Consider the following 18,004-nt stretch of genomic DNA (forward strand, 5'->3'; position numbering starts at 1 on the left):
GTCGTGGACGGCTTTGCTTTAAAAAAACTACTCACCGTGCTGGCTATGCCTAGTACCTCACTATGGCTGCTGTTGTTGTTGGCTCTCTTTTTTGGACTGCGCGGTCATAAGCTACTAGCCCGCAGCTGCGCCGTAATTAGTTTGTTGCTGATGTTTTGTTTAAGCTTGTATCCGGTAAGCGGTGCACTTCTTTATCATTGGGAAAAACAATACAACGGATTACATTCTCTACCACCAGATACGCAAATAATTGTGGTGTTGGGCTGTTTGCATTATCAAGATGAAAATCAGCCGCTATCTAGTCAAGTGCTGCCTTGTGGCGCAGTTAAAGTTGTGGAAGCGGCTCGTTTATGGCGCCAACAACCGCAAGTGAAAATATTATTATCGGGTGGTGATAATGAAGGCAGTGGAGTACAGCATGCCGATATGCTTGCCAAACTGGCCTTGTCTTTAGGGGTGCCTGAGTCTCGATTAATTCGTAGTTATAAGCTTAAAGACACTGCTGAAGAAGCTGCTAACATTGCCAAGCTTTACCCGAATACTCAATTAACCTTAGTTACTCAAGCTTCTCATATGCCAAGAGCGATGCGCCTATTTGCCATGCAGGGGCTTTATCCTACTGCCGCTCCTACTTATTATCAGGTGAAAAACTGGCATGCAGGCTTTACCTGGCAAAGCTTTATTCCGCGGCTTAGCCATATAGGCAAGGCTGATACCGCGGCATACGAAGCGCTAGCTCATGTTTGGCTTAAGCTGCGAGGTAATTAATTAGACCGCGCTTCAATGAGACTTCTTTTGTAGTTCACTCAACTGTTGCTGAATATTGCTCAACTGTTGTTTGAGTTGCTGATGCTCTTTTTGTTGCTCTACGATCAACTGCTGAATTTGATGCTCTGAATTAGATTTTCCACGAAGTAAAAAAGTAGACATCAAACCTGATATCGCACCAAAAAAGCCAACGCCGGTTAAAATCATCACTCCAGCAATAATGCGACCGGCATCTGTAACCGGTACAAAATCACCATAACCTACGGTAGAAATTGTAACGATTGCCCACCACAAGGCTTCGCCTGCGCTGCTTATTTGGCTGCCTGCTTGGTCTTGCTCGGCCAGCAGTATGCCAATAGAACCCAGCAGAATTATCACCAGCAAGCTGAACAAAACGGTTGCCGCGGCGGATTCTACTCGACGATGTTTTAAGCTCGCTAACAAATGGCGCTGCTCGCTTAAGGCTTTAATCAGTTTTATTGCATGGAAAAAGCGCAATAGGCGTAGCGCTTCCACCATAGGAATGCTCGCTAGTAGGTCTATCCAATGATGTTTGCAATAAGCAAGTGGAGATTTGCTGCGAGCAGCACTCACAATAAAGTGCGCAATAAATACAACGCAAATAAGCGTATCTAGATTGATCAGTAAGGCTTTAAGTTGAGAATCTGCAGGGTAAAAGAACAAGCTGCTAACAATCACAATGGCTATTAGCGACAGAGACAGCATCACTAAGTCGAAGGCATTGATGTGCGTTTTCATTTATTAATTCCGAAGGATAAGAACGGCTGATTTTACTATACGCCAGTTTTATCAAACAACGGTTTTTGGTGCTTAAAAATGGCAGATGAAGTCAATTTTTGCTTGGTTTTTTGCTATCAGCTAATCACCAGTTTGATATGGCTTACACTCCCTGCGATCCAGCTTGTGCTTAAGCATGAATCATGATGATATTAAGCCAAATTTTGGATTCGGGTTTTCTTCATCATGCCAAGTACTCTTCCTGTCCCTAGCGAGCTTTCTACTATTGCTGAGCAATCTTGGGAGCGCCTTATCGAGTTAGCGCCAAATTTATTAGAGCAACTAGATCCCCAACAACAGTTGCAGAGTAAAACCGCCTTTGCTTTGAGTGATTTTATCGCCCGAAGCTGCATTAGCCAGCCAGGTCTTCTCTCTGATATTTGGCAACAGCAATTGTTAGAGCAGCCTTTAAACGAACAGCAAATGCGTGAGCAGTTAAGTGCCACGTTGGCCGAGCAAATTACCGACGACGGTGCCAAAAAGGTACTGCGTCAGTTCCGCCGCATGCAAATGGTGCTTATTGCTTGGCGTGATTTGCTTCTAAAGCAAGCCGTAACAGACAGCTTTGCCCAAGTGTCGGCTGTGGCTGATAGCTGCGTAGATTGTGCTAATCAATGGTTATACAAACGCTGTTGCAGTGAGTCTGGTACACCCAGTGATGCCGAAGGAAATGCGCAGCCATTAGTGGTAATTGGCATGGGCAAGCTGGGCGGGCGAGAGCTAAATTTTTCATCCGATATCGATTTGATTTTTTGTTTTCCCGAGAACGGAGAAACCCAAGGTGGCCGCCGTAGTATTGCCAATCAGCAGTTCTTTATTCGCATGGGGCAGCGGCTTATTCAACTGATTGATCAAACCACTGTAGATGGCTTTGTATTTCGGGTAGACATGCGCTTGCGGCCATTTGGTGAGTCTGGTCCCTTGGCGGTTAGTTACGCAGCCTTTGAAGATTACTATCAACATCATGGCCGAGATTGGGAGCGCTACGCCATGGTTAAGGCGCGAGTGATTAACCAAGACTTGCGCTTTGACCAAGATATTCAGGCCATGCTTAAGCCCTATGTTTATCGTCGCTACATCGACTTTAGTGCTATTCAAGCACTGCGCTCGATGAAGGCTATGATTAACTCTGAAATCCGTCGTAAAGGCTTGCGCGACAATATCAAACTGGGCTCGGGTGGCATTCGCGAAATTGAGTTTATTGTACAAACTTTCCAGCTTATTCGTGGTGGGCGCGAGCCGGTGCTACAAACCCGTTCACTACTACAGGCTTTGTCGCAGTTAAGTGAGCACGGTGAGTTGAGTGAAGCTCAAACCAAGATGCTGCGCGAACACTATTTGTATTTACGCCAAGTGGAAAACATTCTGCAGCAAATAGATGATCAGCAAACTCAAACCCTACCGGATACAAGCGGTGACCAGCAGCGCGTTGCTTGGGTAATGGGTCATGACAATTGGGAGAGTTTCTACCAACAATTGCAGCAAGGACTTACTCAGGTAAACGCCTGCTTCCAATCTGCCATTGGTGAAGAGGAACAAGAAGAGCACCAAGCAGGCCAAGAATATGATGATTTGTGGCATTGCGGCGCTGATAGAGAAGCCCTTGCTAGCTTGATGAGTAAACATGTTTGTAGCGAGGAAGAACAAAAAGCCCGCGTAGAAACCATGTACCACTTTATGCACGCCGTAGAGAAGCGCCAAATTGGTCAGCGCGGTCGCCAAACCCTAGAGCGGATGATGCCAAGTTTACTGCAGCAACTGTTTGAGCATCCTCAAACCAGTTTGGTATTGCCGCGGGTAATGGTATTGCTTGAGCGGATTCTATCAAGAACCGCTTACCTAGAGCTGTTAGCCGAAAACCCAGCTTCGTTGCAGCAACTATTAAGGCTTTGCGCAGGCAGCGCCATGTTGGCGCAAAAGCTGGCGAGCTTTCCTATTCTTTTGGATGAATTACTCGATCCTAAGCTACTGTACAACCCGGCCAGCGAAGACAGTTACGCCCAGCAGCTCCGTGAGTTTATGTTGCGTATTCCACCCGATGACATGGAACAGCAAATGGAGGCGCTGCGTCAGTTCAAACAAATTCAGCAGTTACGTATTACTGCTGCCGATATTGCTGGTGCATTGCCGCTAATGAAAGTGAGTGATCACTTAACCGCGGTAGCCGAAGTGATAGTAAACGCGGTGGTTGAGCAAGCCTGGATCCAGATGGTTGAGCGCCATGGTTACCCAGAGCATTTAGGTGAACAACAACGTGGTTTTGCGGTAGTGGGTTACGGCAAAATTGGTGGTATTGAAACAGGTTATAGCTCCGATCTAGATTTGGTCTTTTTGCACAATAGCGACAGTAGCACCTATACCAATGGCCCAAAGCAAATCGACAGTAAGCAGTTTTATCTAAAGCTTGCACAGCGAATTATGCACCTGTTTAATACACGCACCGCCTCAGGTGTACTGTATGAATTGGATATGCGCTTACGACCTTCCGGTGCTTCTGGTTTATTGGTTTCCGCCATTGAAGCTTTTGAGCAATATCAAGTGAAGGAAGCGTGGACCTGGGAGCACCAAGCGCTAGTGCGCGCCAGAGTAATTTATGGCGATGCAGAACTCGCTGAGAGTTTCGCCCAAGTTCGCCATAAAATTTTGGCTCAGCCACGCCAAGCTGCAGAGCTGGCCAAACAAGTGCAAGAGATGCGTAGCAAAATGCAGGGACACTTAAGCCGAGAAACAGAAGACGTTCTGGATCTCAAGCAATCTCCTGGCGGTATGGTAGACATTGAGTTCATTGCTCAATACCTAGTATTACTGCATACCCAAGAATATCCTCAGCTAAGTAAATGGACTGACAACGTAAGAATATTTGAAAGCTGTGCCGAGCTTGATTTGTTAAAGCCTGAACAAGCGCAGGGGCTAAGCCAAAGCTATTTGGATATTCGTGATGAGTGTCATCGCTGTGGTCTGCAAGGTTTGCCACGTTTGGCCAACAAAGCCGAGTTTAAGCAAGATTTAAGTGTAGTGACCGATACTTGGCAACAGCTGTTTACTTAGTACTAAACAACAGTTTTAAGGCTTAAAAAAGGCGCTGCGTTTAAGTTAAAGTCAGCGCCTTTTTATTAGTAAACGCCTTGTTCACCTTCTGGGCGAGATTTAAAGCGGCGGTGGATCCACATATATTGCTCGGGCGCGCGTAGAATAGCTTTTTCTACCACTTGGTTGATGGTGTGTGCATCTTGTTCATCATCACCTTGCGGGTAGTTATCTAGGGCTGGTTCAATAACCAAAGTAAAGCCTGAGCCATCTTCATTACGTAGTGCATAGGTTGGCAATACTTGCACGTTTTTCACTTTAGCTAAGGTGGCGGTACCGGTAATAGTGGCAGCTTTATCTTGAGCAAAAAACGGTACAAATACCGCGGCGTGGGTACCGTAGTCATGATCAGGTGCGTACCACACCGCATTGTCTTGGCGCAGAGCTTTAATCATACCGCGCACATCGGTGCGATCTACTAAGTATTTATTAGACTTAGTGCGACCGTGATATTGATAGTACTCATAAACCGAGTTTTTGTTAGGACGGTAGATCCCAACACCAGGATCCAAGGTGCCATAAGCGCGAGCATGGCTTTCTAAGGTCCAAAAGTGGGCACTTACTAATAAAATCCCCCCTTGTTGCTCACGCGCTTTTTTAAGGTGTTCAAGGCCTTCTACTTTAAAGTGTTTTGCAAAGCGCCATTGTGGCCAAAACCAAGCATTGGCGGTATCCACTACCGAATGCCCTAAATGCCGAAAACAGCCTTCAACCAGTTGCTCTAGCTCTGCTTCACTTTTGTCTGGAAAACAGATTTCCAAATTGCGGCGGGTAATATGTACGCGTGATTTCATCAATGCTCGGCCTAAGCGGCCGATTCCTAAACCCAAGTAATGCTGAACGCGATAAGGCAGCAAACTGATGCTGAACATAAAGCCAATTAATACCCAGGCCCCCCAGTTCTTTGGGTGAAAAGATTGTGCGTTAAGCTTGGGTGATGAAATTTTCGCCATATTTTACTTTGTCACTGTAATAATGTGTAAAGTCTACTGGATATCAAGAGATTATGCCGCAGACCATAAGTTTAACTATGATAAACTGTTAATAATTATTTTTCGATGAGAGTGAACAATGAGAATAACCCTCCCTGAGTTTGCCCAAGCTAAGGTGTTAGTAGTTGGCGATGTAATGTTAGACCGCTATTGGCATGGACCTACCGGGCGCATCTCGCCTGAAGCCCCGGTTCCAGTGGTTAAAGTTGAACAAATTGAAGAACGCCCTGGCGGCGCGGCTAACGTAGCCTTAAACGCCGTGGCCTTAGGTGCAGGCTCTACGTTATTAGGTATGAGCGGCGAAGACGAAGCAGGCATAGCCTTAGAAAATAAGTTGGCAGCGGTTGGTGTAGAGTGCCAATTTACTAAGTTTGCTGATTACCCAACAATTACAAAGCTACGGGTACTAAGCCGTCACCAGCAATTAATTCGTTTAGATTTTGAAGAAAATTTTCATGAAGTAGATAGTAAAGACTTAAGCGCTAGTTTTGCTGAACAGGTGAAGCAGCATCAAGTGGTTATTTTATCTGACTACAACAAAGGCGCATTAAACCAAGTTGGCGATTTAATTGCTCTGGCACGCGATGCCGGTGTTCCTGTATTGGTTGACCCAAAAGGCAGCGCGTTTGATAAGTATCGCGGTGCAACTTTGCTCACGCCTAACTTTTCTGAGTTTGAAGCGGTGGTTGGTCACTGTAAAGATGAAGACGAAATTATTAGCAAAGGCGAAGCGCTAATCGAGCAGTTAGACCTTGAAGCATTGCTTGTGACACGCAGTGAACATGGTATGACGCTTATCCGTAAGGGCCAACCAGAGTTGCATTTAGCCGCGCTAGCACAAGAGGTTTACGATGTAACCGGTGCTGGTGATACGGTGATTTCTACTTTAGCTAGCTCACTAGCGGCTGGCTCGAGCTTAGATGATGCTTGTGCCTTAGCCAATGCCGCTGCGGGCATTGTGGTTGGAAAACTAGGTACGTCTACGGTGTCTACCATTGAACTTGCCAACGCAGTATATGGTTCGCAGGAAACTGGCTTTGGCGTGTTAAGTGAACAACAGCTTAAGTTTTCTTTGGAGGCTGCTAAGCGTCGCGGCGAAACGGTGGTGATGACCAACGGTTGTTTCGATATTTTGCATGCCGGTCATGTGTCTTACCTTAATCACGCACGCACTTTGGGTGACCGTTTAATTGTTGCAGTAAACAATGATGATTCTGTGAAGCGCCTAAAAGGTGAAGGGCGCCCAGTAAATAGTGTAGATCGCCGTATGGCGGTGCTTGCTGGTTTAGGTGCGGTTGATTGGGTGGTTGATTTTAGTGAAGATACGCCACAGCGTTTAATTGCCAACTTATTGCCAGACTTATTGGTGAAAGGCGGCGATTACAAGCCAGAAGAGATTGCTGGTGGGCAAGAAGTGATTGCCAATGGCGGTGAAGTGCGAGTGCTTAACTTCGAAGATGGTTGTTCAACTTCAGAAATCATTAAGTCTATTCGTCAAAATCAAATCGACTAGTTTTGTCGTTGATTCAAAAAAGGCGCCAATTGGCGCCTTTTTTATTTCAAATCTTTACCAACGGTATTACTGGGGAGGCATTAAGCCAGAGTTAACCAGTGCTACGTCTTCTTCAGTTAAGGTGCCGGCTGCTTGTTTAAGCGCTAGCATGTTAAGAATGTAATCATAACGGGCGTTAGCTAAATCACTTTTTGCAGAGTACAGGTTACGTGTGGCGTCTTGTACGTCAACAATGGTACGAGTACCTACTTCAAAGCCTGCTTCGGTGGCTTCTAGTGCGCTTTGTGAAGACACTACTGTCTGCTCAAAGGCTTTAACCGAACCAATACTGGCACTTACGTTATTCACTACCGAGTTAACCGTGCTTTGCACTGTGCGGAAGGTTTGCTCTAGCGCTTCTGAAGAGGCGATGTAGCTAAACTGCGCTTGTCGTACTTGTGAATCAATGCTGCCACCTAAGTAGATAGGCCAGTTGAACTCAAGACCAATATTACCAGCATTTGAACTACCACCTTGAAGCGAATCATAGGCGTCGTTACCGTATTGGTTATTGTCATAACCAATACCTGCAGTTAGGTCTAAGGTTGGTAAGTGACCACTTTGTGCTAATTCGATTTGCTCTTGAGCAATCTCTTTACTAATGCGCTGAGCGTTTAGCTCTAGGTTGCGGTCGGTCGCAGTAGCTAACCAAAAGTCTGAGCCTTGCTCAAGTGGGTTTGGCTCAAAACGCTGGGTATTAAGAATGTTAAGCTCGCGGTGCTCTAAACCGGTTAGCTCTCGTAAGTCTTCGTAGCTGTTAGACAAGTCGTTACGTGCTTGAATTTCTTGGGCAAGGGTACGGTCATACTCAGCTTGGGCTTCGTGTACATCGGTAATCGCAGTAAGACCAACGTTAAAGCGTTGTTTAGTTTGCTCTAACTGACGACCAACGGCTGTTTTGTTAGCTTCAACAAAAGTAACGTTATCCATGGCGCGTAGTACATTGAAGTAGGCATTACTTACACGAATAATCAAGCTTTGTACGTCATTACCATATACGGCTTCAGAACGTGTCGCATTCTTTTCAGAGATACTTAAGCTGGTCCAGTTGGTTTTAGAGTAAAGCGACTGGCTAAGGCCAACCGATGCATTGGTGTTGGTAATGCTGTCGATGGTGTCGTTACTGGTAGTAGTGTATTTAGCACCGGCACCAAAACCAATTTGTGGAAGCAGTGATGCACGAGATTCGGTAATTTGCTCAAAGGCGATGTCACGCTGAGCTTTACTTTGCAAAATTACAGGATCTTTTTCTTGAGCGAGTTGATAAATTTGCAATAAATCATCAGCTTGGGCTTGGAATGCTAAAGAGCTCATTCCACAAGCTAATATTAACGATTTGATTTTCAGCTTCATTACGCCTTTCCTTTGGTCGCTGTGTTAGCGAGGTTATTTCGGGAATAGATATTTACTTTGTGTAGACTAAATCTTAATAGTTTAAAACTACCACAGTTTAATTAATGCTAGTCTATACCAGCTTTATTTCTAGAGTAAGACCTAGATAACAAAGAAAAAGCATAAATTTACGGTCAATCTTGTGTTTGATCAATAAGTTCTGACAATTTTTATACCAACCGTTACAAAAAGGAGTCTTGGTCAATATGACAAAGTTGCACAATAGTAGTCAATTCTCTCATCAAGATGTGGAAATCAAAGATGTAGAAGATGTATATCAAGGCTTCTTTAAGATGCAGCGCTATACTCTGCGCCATCGTTTGTATCAAGGCGGTTGGAGTAACTGGATTCAGCGTGAAATGATGGACCGTGGTCACGCTGCCGGTATTTTGTTATTTGACCCTAAGCTAGATCAAGTGGTGTTGGTGGAGCAGTTTAGAATTGGCGCTATTGAAACTGGTGCTAGCCCTTGGTTACTGGAAATTGTTGCCGGCATGCTAGACAGCGGCCAACCACCTTTAGAGGTGGCAGTGCGCGAAGCCGAAGAAGAGGCGGGCTTAAGCGTAAATCGGGTATTTTCTTGCAACAGTTTTTTGCCGGGCGCTGGTGGCTTAAGTGAACGTATTCATTTGTACATAGGTGAAGTGGATGCCAGCCAAGCGGGCGGTGTTCATGGTCTAGATAAAGAAAACGAAGACATATTGGTTAAAGTGGTGAGTCGTGAGCAGGCCTTTGAGTGGGTGCAGCAAGGTATTATCGACAATGCAGCAGCGGTTATTGCTATTCAGTGGTTGCAGTTGAATTTGCAGAAGGTACGCCAGCAGTGGCAAAATGATGGCGATGGTGATGCCCAGTAATACTGGCCCCACCCGTTATCGAGTCAATCTCGACGAATTGATGCAGCTATATGCTGCCAATTACAGCTTGATGACGCGTTTATTTCCAGGGCCACTTGAAGTGGGACAAATTTTACGTTTGATCCCCAAATTGGGTGAAGATTATTTACTGGAAAGCAAAGAACTTACTCGCTACACGGCGCTTTACGAGATAAGGCAAGCCAGTGCTCAAGCCTATAATTACCTGCAGCCGCAGCTGTTGGTGCGTTTGTATCACGATGCACGGTTGGCGGAAGTGTGTGCTAGTCAGCAGATTTATAAGCTTAAACCAAGGTATGATTACCCGAATAAAAAGATGCATCATCAAGATGAAAAGCATCAAACAAATCAGTTTCTTAATGACTGGTTAGTATTTTGTTTAAAACAGCGGATTAAAGTTGAGTTTGCTTAAGCAAACTACAAGAAAAAATTGTGGCATTTAATAAATTAAACATAAACACAGCACCAGACGGAAGTGTGCACTTATTGCAGGTTACCGATACGCATTTGTTTGCCGATGAGCAAACAGGCTTGTTGGGGGTTAATACCAACGACAGTTTCGGTGCAGTCATAGAAAACATTAAAAGTGACAATATCCCCTTCGATTATATTCTTGCAACGGGTGACTTATCTCAAGATCACACCAAGCGCTCTTATCAACGTTTTGCCGAACGAATTGCCGAGTTAGAACGTCCTTGTGTTTGGTTACCGGGTAATCATGACATGCAAGAAAACATGCTGACGCTTGAGCAGCATGGGGTGCTGGCTGCAAAGCAATTGGTGAGTGAGCATTGGCAAATCATTATGTTGGATACCCAGCTAGAAGGTGAGCCTCACGGAATTATGAGTCAACGTCAGTTAGATAACCTAGCTGAAGCCTTGGCTGAGTATCCCGACAAACATGTGTTGATTGCTATGCACCATCAAGCGATTCCGGTGGGCAGCAAATGGTTAGATCAACATAACCTTAAAAATGCTGATGAGTTTTTTGCGGTTATTGCTGATTTTCCAAATGTTCGTGGGGTGATCTTTGGTCACGTTCATCAAAACTATGAGTTCCAGTTCGACGGTATTGCTTTTATCGCAACGCCCAGCACTTGTATTCAGTTTTTGCCTTTATCGGCTAATTTTGCCTTAGATCATCAGCAACCTGGTTGGCGTTACTTGCAATTAACAGCTGAAGGACGCATTGCTACTCGCTTGCGGCGTCTATCTGAGCGCAGTTTTCTTCCTGATCCTAAATCGAAAGGTTATTGAGTGGAGCCACCTTCAGTATTATTGTATTTACACGGATTTAATAGCTCTCCTAATTCGGCTAAAGCGCAAGCAATGGCCCAATATCTTGAACCATATCAAGATCAAATTCAGCTGGTATGCCCGCAACTTGCTTGTTATCCCAACGATGCTTGGCAGCAGATTGAAGACATTCTCAATCAACACCGTGGCAAAAAACTCGGTGTAGTGGGCAGCTCTTTGGGCGGCTTTTTAGCAACCCGAGTGGCTCAGCAAACTACAGCTAAAGCGGTGCTGGTTAATCCAGCAGTTAAACCCTATGAACTGCTAAAAGACTATTTAGGCGAGCAACAAAACCCTTATACTCAGCAGCATTATCAACTAGAACAACAGCACATCGAGCAGTTAAAGCAATTAGAAGTAAGCCAATTAAGTTGTCAGCAGCGACTTTGGGTGATGCTACAAACCGCAGATGAAGTGCTGGACTTTAATTTAGCAGTCACAGAATATAAGGGAGCAACTTTCACCATTGAAGAAGGCGGCGACCACAGTTTTCAAGGATTTGAAAATCACTGTGCTGCCATTCTCGACTTTTTGGCACTTAGGTAACAATTTCTATCATGGCTGATCAATATAATTCAGACTCTATTGAAGTATTAAGTGGTTTAGACCCGGTTAAGCGCCGTCCTGGCATGTATACCGATACCACTCGCCCCAACCACTTAGCCCAAGAAGTTATCGACAACAGTGTCGATGAAGCCTTAGCTGGCCATGCGCGTGCTATTACCGTTACCTTATTTGAAGACCAGTCCATCGAAGTTATTGATGATGGCCGTGGTATGCCTACCGATGTTCACCCAGAAGAAAAAGTAAGCGGGGTAGAGCTTATTTTCACCCGATTACATGCTGGTGGTAAGTTTACTAACGATAACTACCAGTTTTCTGGTGGTTTGCATGGTGTGGGTATTTCCGTGGTGAATGCCTTGTCTTCAAGAGTTGAAGTTCAAGTGCGCCGCGATAGCCAGCTATTTGAAATGGCCTTTGAAAACGGCGATAAGGTTCAAGAACTAACGGTCACGGGTACGGTAGGCAAGCGCAATACCGGAACGCGAGTACGTTTTTGGCCAACAGCCAGCTACTTTGATAGCCCTAAATTTTCAGTCTCTCGTTTACGTCATTTACTGCGCGCTAAAGCGGTACTTTGTCCTGGCTTAAACATTAAGTTTGTCGACAAAGTTAACAAACAAAACGACGAGTGGTTTTTTGAAGACGGCCTAAAAGACTATTTAAGCCAATCATTTAAAGACTACATAAGCCTGCCAGAAGATCCTTTCACTGGTGCATTTTCGAGTAAGGACGAAGCTGTAGACTGGGCAGTAAGCTGGTTGCCAGAAGGTGGCGAAAGCATTACCGAAAGCTATGTAAACCTTATTCCTACAGCGCAAGGCGGTACGCATGTAAACGGCTTACGCCAAGGTTTACTCGATGCCATGCGTGAGTTCTGTGAGTTTCGTAATATTTTACCGCGAGGCTTAAAACTAACGCCTGATGATATATGGGATCGCTGTTGTTATGTGTTGTCGGTAAAAATGCAAGATCCACAATTTGCCGGACAAACTAAAGAGCGATTATCTTCGCGCCAATCAGCAGCCTTTGTGTCAGGGATTGTTAAAGATGCCTTTAGTTTGTGGCTGAATACCCATACCGATCAAGCAGAGCTATTGGCCGAAGTGTTTATTAGTAATGCCCAGCGCCGACTTCGCTCAACTAAAAAGATTGCTCGTAAAAAGGTCACTTCTGGCCCGGCATTACCCGGCAAGCTCACCGATTGTACGAGTCAAGACCCGTTAACTGGTGAACTGTTTTTAGTGGAGGGTGATTCTGCGGGCGGTAGTGCTAAGCAGGCTCGAGAACGTGAGTTTCAGGCTGTTATGCCACTGCGCGGAAAAATTCTAAACACTTGGGAAGTTGATGCGACAGAAGTATTGGGTTCACAAGAAGTTCACGATATCTCGGTTGCTATTGGTATTGACCCAGACAGTAATGACTTAAGTGGATTACGTTACGGCAAAATCTGTATTTTGGCGGATGCTGACTCCGATGGCTTACACATTGCCACGCTGCTGTGCGCCTTGTTTATGATGCACTTCCGACCGTTGGTTGAGCAGGGGCATATATACGTTGCTATGCCGCCTTTGTACCGAATTGATGTGGGTAAGGAAGTTTTCTATGCACTCGATGAAGATGAGAAACAAGGCATACTAGATCGCATTGAGGCCGAGAAAAAACGCGGTAAAGTTAATGTACAGCGCTTTAAAGGTTTGGGTGAAATGAACCCTTTGCAACTGCGTGAAACCACCATGGATCCAAATACTCGCCGCCTAGTTCAACTTACCGTTGAAGAGGAAGAAGCTACTGTGCAGCTGATGGACATGTTGTTAGCCAAGAAGCGCTCGGGCGATCGTAAACAATGGCTAGAGACCAAAGGCGATATGGCCTCAGACTTGGTATAGGGAACAGATTGAGCATGCGCGATTTGCGATTAGGTTTAGCCAGTAAAGCATTGCTGCTGTTATGCGGTGTTTTGTTAGTGACCTTGGTGGGCTTAATCAGCTTTAACCATGACAACTTAAAAAGCTTTTTCCAGCTTGGCCGTGCGCAAGTTATCGACAACCAACAATACCAGTTGCAAAAATACTACCGCGATGTGTTTGCGCGCTTACAAGGCGTAACCTCAAGCCAGTCTTACCGTTTTGATTCTTACCAACAAGAAAACCTCCCTGCGATATTCGATTCTTTCTGGCAAGACCTACGGGCTAATACCGAGCTACCAGTGCGTAGCATTGCAGTGGTAGACCCTCTAGAGGGTTTAAAATACGAATTTGGTTACATTGCCCATAGCGAGAAAGCGCTAGAGTGGATGCTAAAAGATCCCGACGACGTGCAAGCAAAATGGATACTCGATTGTCCCTTAAGCTGTCGCATTATCATCGCAACTGACCTAGATAAAATGGAAGAGCAGGGCAGCTATCGAATTTTCTACAGTATCGACTCCTTACGATTGCTGGAGCTTTTCCCGGCAAGCCAAGGCAGCCATCACTTTTTAGTTGAGCTTAACGACGATAACAGCCTTGAATTACTTTACGCAGAGTCGGCTTTTCGTGAAATGGTTCAAGACTTATTAGTAGGTTTAAACGCTGAAAATATAATACATGGGGTGGAGCAGTTTAATACTGAGATGGGCCTTACCGAGCTGCATGCTTTTAAGGTAAATAATACCAGTCAGCAAAAACCTGTTTACTACGCCATTGTGAACGACATAAATACTCAGCTAAATCAGCTTAAGCGTGCCGATTACAACAACCTACTGTTTGGTATTGGCGCGTTGTTTTTTGCCGGCGCGATTGTTGTATTTGCACTGAGTCCATCACTTAGGCGGATCCGCCGCACCATTGATAATCTGCCCTTATTAGCTCGCTCGTCACATAACCTTTTCCGTCGAAACCTAGAAAGCAACAGCAAGCGTTTCTTACAAGATGAATCTGACGAGCTTAATCACACCTTAATTCGTCTTTCCTACCAGCTAGAAGCTTTGGAGCAGCAGCTTAAAAGCCGCGCCGAAGAACTAGAGTGGGTAGCCAATTACGATAACTTAACCGATTTACCTAACCGCCGTAAATTTGAGCGAGTCATTACCCAAATGGTTAAAGAGAAGCGCTACGGCTGTTTGTTGATGGTGGATCTTGATAATTTCAAATATGTAAATGACATCAGTGGTCACGGCGCGGGTGATGAAATGCTGCGCCAAGTATCTTCAAGCTTGGAGCGCTTATTGCCAAACGATACTTTATTGGCGCGTATTAGTGGTGACGAGTTTGCAATTTATTTGGAAGGCACCAGCCTTGCCTATTCCGAAGTGGTGGCTCAGCGAATCATTAGCATGTTGGCGCAGGTGAGTGTACCAGGACATAACATTATTCATACCGCGTCGGCCTGTGTGGGCATCGTTGCCTTCCCTGAACATGGTAACGGCTTTGAAGACTTAATGGCCAAGGCAGATATTTGTAACAACCAAGCAAAAGAGCTAGGTAAAAACTGTGTGGTTACCTTCCAAGCAGAAAACAGTGATACAGAACTGGCTAAAAAACATTACTGGTTAGACTTAGCACAAAACGCCATTGAGCGTGACCGCCTAGAGCTGCACTATCAGCCAATCATGAATAACAAGCTGAACAAGGTTGAACACTACGAAGTGCTATTGCGAGTGCGTGATGAAAACGAGCAATTGCATTCGCCTTATCAACTTATTTTGGCTGCTGAGAAAAACGGCCAAATTGACAAAATTGATTTGTGGGTTGTACAGCAGGCCCTGCAACAAATGGAAACTAACCTGCGTAACGGCTTTACCGATAAACTTGCAATTAACTTGTCGGCACGCTCTTTCTGTAGCGAAAAGGTGATTGCGCGCATTGCTCGCGAGTTTGTTAGCCGCAATATCGCTGGTGATATGATTATCTTCGAAATTACCGAAACCGCCGCGCTGCCAAACATGAAGCAAGCAGAAGAGCATATTCGTCGTCTTAAAGCTTTAGGCTGCGCCATCGCGCTGGACGACTTTGGTGTCGGCTATTCATCTTTTCATTCGTTGAAGCATTTGCCCTTTGATTACCTAAAAATCGACGGCTCATTTGTCCGTGAAATTCTTAATCAGAATGAAGACAAAGTATTTATTCAAGCCCTGGTTGATATTGCCAATCAGCTTGGCCATAAAACGGTAGCCGAGTTTGTAGAGTCGGAAGCATTAAACAACGAACTTATCAACTTGGGAGTGGATTACTCGCAAGGCTATTACATCGGTAAACCAGCTAGCGCACGCTATTTCTGGCAATTTGACAAAGCATCAGCAGTGCTAGCTTTGCAAGGAACATAAAAGGTTATTAAAGCATGAGTGATGCCAATGAACTCAGTTTAGAGGGCGTAGAACGCCTATCAATGAGTAACTTCACTGAGCAGGCGTATTTAAACTATTCCATGTACGTCATCATGGATCGCGCCTTACCGCATATTGGTGACGGCTTAAAACCGGTGCAACGACGCATTATTTACGCTATGTCGGAGCTAGGTTTATCGGCCAATGCGAAATACAAAAAGTCGGCACGTACCGTGGGTGATGTACTGGGTAAGTATCACCCACACGGTGACTCGGCCTGTTACGAAGCCATGGTATTAATGGCTCAGCCATTCTCCTATCGCCACCCTCTGGTGGATGGGCAAGGTAACTGGGGTGCGCCAGATGACCCAAAATCCTTCGCGGCAATGCGTTATACCGAAGCCAAGCTATCTAAGTTCTCAGAAGTATTACTGAGCGAGTTAGGTCAGGGAACTTGTGATTGGATCCCTAACTTTGACGGCACAATGAATGAGCCTAAGACGCTGCCAGCGCGCTTGCCACACATTTTGCTAAATGGTGTTACCGGCATTGCGGTGGGCATGGCTACCGATATTCCGCCACATAATGTGAAAGAAGTCGCTAATGCTTGTGTGCATTTGCTAGATAATCCAAAAGCGCAACTTGAAGACTTACTAGAGCACGTTCAAGCACCTGATTACCCCACCGAAGCTGAGATTATCACGCCAGCCAAAGACATTCGTAAAATCTACGAAACTGGTCGTGGTTCGGTGAAGATGCGTGCAGTATTTCATACCGAAGATGGTGAGGTAGTGATTACGGCACTGCCACACCAAGTGTCTGGTGCCAAAGTCTTGGAGCAAGTCGCCGCGCAAATGCAGGCTAAAAAGCTGCCAATGGTGGTGGACTTACGTGATGAATCAGATCACGAAAACCCCACCCGTATCGTAGTGGTTCCTCGCTCAAACCGAGTAGATGTTGATCAGCTGATGAATCACTTGTTTGCTTCTACAGATCTGGAGCGTAATTACCGAGTTAACCTCAACATGCTGGGCTTAGATAATCGCCCACAAGTGAAAGGTTTAGTGCAAATATTAAGTGAGTGGCTACGCTACCGCCGTGATGTAGTGCGCCGCCGCCTCCAGTATCGTTTAGATAAAGTGCTGGCACGCTTACATATTTTGGATGGCTTGTTGATTGCCTTCCTTAATATTGATGAAGTGATTGAAATAATTCGTACCGAAGATGAACCTAAAGCCGCCTTAATGGAACGCTTTGGTTTATCTAATAAACAAGCGGAAGCGATTCTTGAAATCAAGTTGCGCCAACTTGCCAAACTTGAAGAAATCAAAATTCGCGGCGAACAAGCCGAACTTGCTGAAGAGCGTGATAAGCTTGAAAAGCTATTAGGCAGTGAGCGTCGTATGAGCACATTGCTTAAGAAAGAACTCATAGCCGATGCTGAAACCTATGGTGATGAGCGTCGTTCACCTTTAGTGGAACGCTCAGAAGCTAAAGCCTTAAGCGAAAAAGAACTCATGCCTAACGAAGCCATTACCGTGGTCTTATCGGAAAAAGGCTGGGCAAGAGCTGCTAAAGGTCACGACGTAGATGCGCAGGGCCTAAGCTACAAAGCGGGCGATAGCTTCCTTGGTAGTGCTAGTGGGCGAAGTAACCAACAAGCGGTATTCTTCGATACCGCAGGGCGAAGTTACGCATTAGATTCACATACTCTGCCGTCTGCACGTAGCCAGGGCGAACCTTTAACTGGGCGCTTTAATCCTGCACCTGGTGAAATGTTTAGCCATGTGGTGATGGCCGATGATGAACAGCGCTATTTAATTGCCTCGGATGCTGGTTATGGCTTTATTGGCAAATATGCCGACATGCTTAGCAAAAACAAAAACGGTAAGGCTTACCTAAATCTGCCAGCGGGCAGCAAGGTACTCGCGCCGATTGAAGTGCGCAGTTACGATACCGATAGCTGCTTAGCCATTTCCAACGAAGGGCGCATGTTAGTCTTCCCACTTACCAGCCTGCCAGAGCTAGCAAAAGGTAAAGGTAATAAACTAATAAGCATTCCAACGGCGCGGGTTAAAAATCGCGAAGAATACGTCACCCTGTTGCAAGTGGTGCCCGCCGATGCATCGGTCACCTTGTTTGCCGGTAAACGTAAACTTACCCTAAAACCTAGCGATTTAGATCATTACCGTGGCGAGCGAGGTCGTCGTGGTAATAAACTGCCGCGTGGTTTGCAACGTGTTGATGGCATTGAAATTGAGGCCATTGCCTTAGAAAATGACGAGCCAACAACAGATGACGCTTAGATTAAGTTTTTCAGCTTACACTTGTTCACCTAAATGACAGCGCGTATACTGCGGGCTGTTTTAATGGGGGT

General features: G+C 45.5%; 13 protein-coding genes. 10 read left to right on the forward strand and 3 right to left on the reverse strand.

The genetic code is table 11. The annotated features are described in order from the left end of the window. Positions 1 to 3 precede the first annotated feature (3 nt). Complete coding sequence (locus tag OAG1_RS03735) at positions 4 to 768, forward strand: ElyC/SanA/YdcF family protein (RefSeq protein WP_338624071.1); 765 nt, start codon at positions 4 to 6, stop codon at positions 766 to 768. A 12-nt stretch (positions 769 to 780) separates the two neighbouring features. Here the strand turns inward: OAG1_RS03735 and OAG1_RS03740 are convergent, their stop codons facing one another. Beyond that, positions 781 to 1,527 carry a potassium channel family protein gene (locus OAG1_RS03740; protein WP_338624073.1) on the reverse strand — a complete coding sequence of 249 codons (747 nt, stop codon included), beginning with the start codon at positions 1,525 to 1,527 and terminating at the stop codon, positions 781 to 783. Between the two features lie 225 nt (positions 1,528 to 1,752). On the opposite strand from OAG1_RS03740, the gene glnE reads away from it, so the two are divergent. After that, the gene (glnE, locus tag OAG1_RS03745) at positions 1,753 to 4,614 is read left to right on the forward strand and encodes a bifunctional [glutamate--ammonia ligase]-adenylyl-L-tyrosine phosphorylase/[glutamate--ammonia-ligase] adenylyltransferase (RefSeq protein WP_338624075.1); all 2,862 of its coding nucleotides are present in this window, start codon (positions 1,753 to 1,755) and stop codon (positions 4,612 to 4,614) included. A gap of 65 nt (positions 4,615 to 4,679) precedes the next feature. On the opposite strand, the gene lpxL is transcribed toward glnE, so the two are convergent. Beyond that, complete coding sequence (gene lpxL, locus OAG1_RS03750) at positions 4,680 to 5,606, reverse strand: LpxL/LpxP family Kdo(2)-lipid IV(A) lauroyl/palmitoleoyl acyltransferase (protein WP_338624077.1); 927 nt, start codon at positions 5,604 to 5,606, stop codon at positions 4,680 to 4,682. Positions 5,607 to 5,724: 118 nt separating this feature from the next. Here lpxL and hldE point away from each other — a divergent pair, with 118 nt between their 5' ends. Further along, entirely contained in the window at positions 5,725 to 7,158 is a 1,434-nt protein-coding gene (gene hldE / locus OAG1_RS03755; protein ID WP_338624080.1) for a bifunctional D-glycero-beta-D-manno-heptose-7-phosphate kinase/D-glycero-beta-D-manno-heptose 1-phosphate adenylyltransferase HldE, read from the forward strand. A gap of 66 nt (positions 7,159 to 7,224) precedes the next feature. Here hldE and tolC read toward each other — a convergent pair whose 3' ends face one another. Continuing rightward, entirely contained in the window at positions 7,225 to 8,550 is a 1,326-nt protein-coding gene (tolC, locus tag OAG1_RS03760; protein WP_016401661.1) for an outer membrane channel protein TolC, read from the reverse strand. Between the two features lie 245 nt (positions 8,551 to 8,795). On the opposite strand from tolC, the gene nudF reads away from it, so the two are divergent. Genes nudF through parC form a run of 7 tightly spaced genes read left to right on the forward strand, consistent with a single transcriptional unit; the run spans position 8,796 to position 17,933 of the window. After that, on the forward strand, positions 8,796 to 9,446 hold the full coding sequence (gene nudF / locus OAG1_RS03765; RefSeq protein WP_338624084.1) for an ADP-ribose diphosphatase: 651 nt from the start codon (positions 8,796 to 8,798) through the stop codon (positions 9,444 to 9,446). Continuing rightward, a complete protein-coding gene (locus tag OAG1_RS03770; protein WP_152784276.1) occupies positions 9,436 to 9,876 on the forward strand; it encodes a DUF1249 domain-containing protein in 441 nt (146 codons plus the stop codon). The genes nudF and OAG1_RS03770 overlap by 11 nt, the downstream gene beginning before the upstream one ends. Before the next feature lie 20 nt (positions 9,877 to 9,896). Continuing rightward, the gene (gene cpdA, locus OAG1_RS03775) at positions 9,897 to 10,721 is read left to right on the forward strand and encodes a 3',5'-cyclic-AMP phosphodiesterase (protein WP_338624088.1); all 825 of its coding nucleotides are present in this window, start codon (positions 9,897 to 9,899) and stop codon (positions 10,719 to 10,721) included. After that, complete coding sequence (gene yqiA / locus OAG1_RS03780) at positions 10,722 to 11,306, forward strand: esterase YqiA (RefSeq protein WP_338624090.1); 585 nt, start codon at positions 10,722 to 10,724, stop codon at positions 11,304 to 11,306. A gap of 11 nt (positions 11,307 to 11,317) precedes the next feature. Further along, a complete protein-coding gene (parE, locus tag OAG1_RS03785; RefSeq protein WP_016401656.1) occupies positions 11,318 to 13,210 on the forward strand; it encodes a DNA topoisomerase IV subunit B in 1,893 nt (630 codons plus the stop codon). A gap of 14 nt (positions 13,211 to 13,224) precedes the next feature. Further along, positions 13,225 to 15,627: a GGDEF domain-containing phosphodiesterase gene (locus OAG1_RS03790; protein ID WP_016401655.1), complete on the forward strand. Its 2,403-nt coding sequence runs from the start codon at positions 13,225 to 13,227 to the stop codon at positions 15,625 to 15,627. A gap of 14 nt (positions 15,628 to 15,641) precedes the next feature. Next, positions 15,642 to 17,933, forward strand: a complete 2,292-nt coding sequence (gene parC, locus OAG1_RS03795; RefSeq protein WP_338624094.1) for a DNA topoisomerase IV subunit A — start codon at positions 15,642 to 15,644, stop codon at positions 17,931 to 17,933. The last annotated feature ends 71 nt before the right edge of the window (positions 17,934 to 18,004 follow it).

The organism is Agarivorans sp. OAG1, assembly GCF_037076485.1.
In the GTDB taxonomy this organism is placed as follows: domain Bacteria; phylum Pseudomonadota; class Gammaproteobacteria; order Enterobacterales; family Celerinatantimonadaceae; genus Agarivorans; species Agarivorans albus.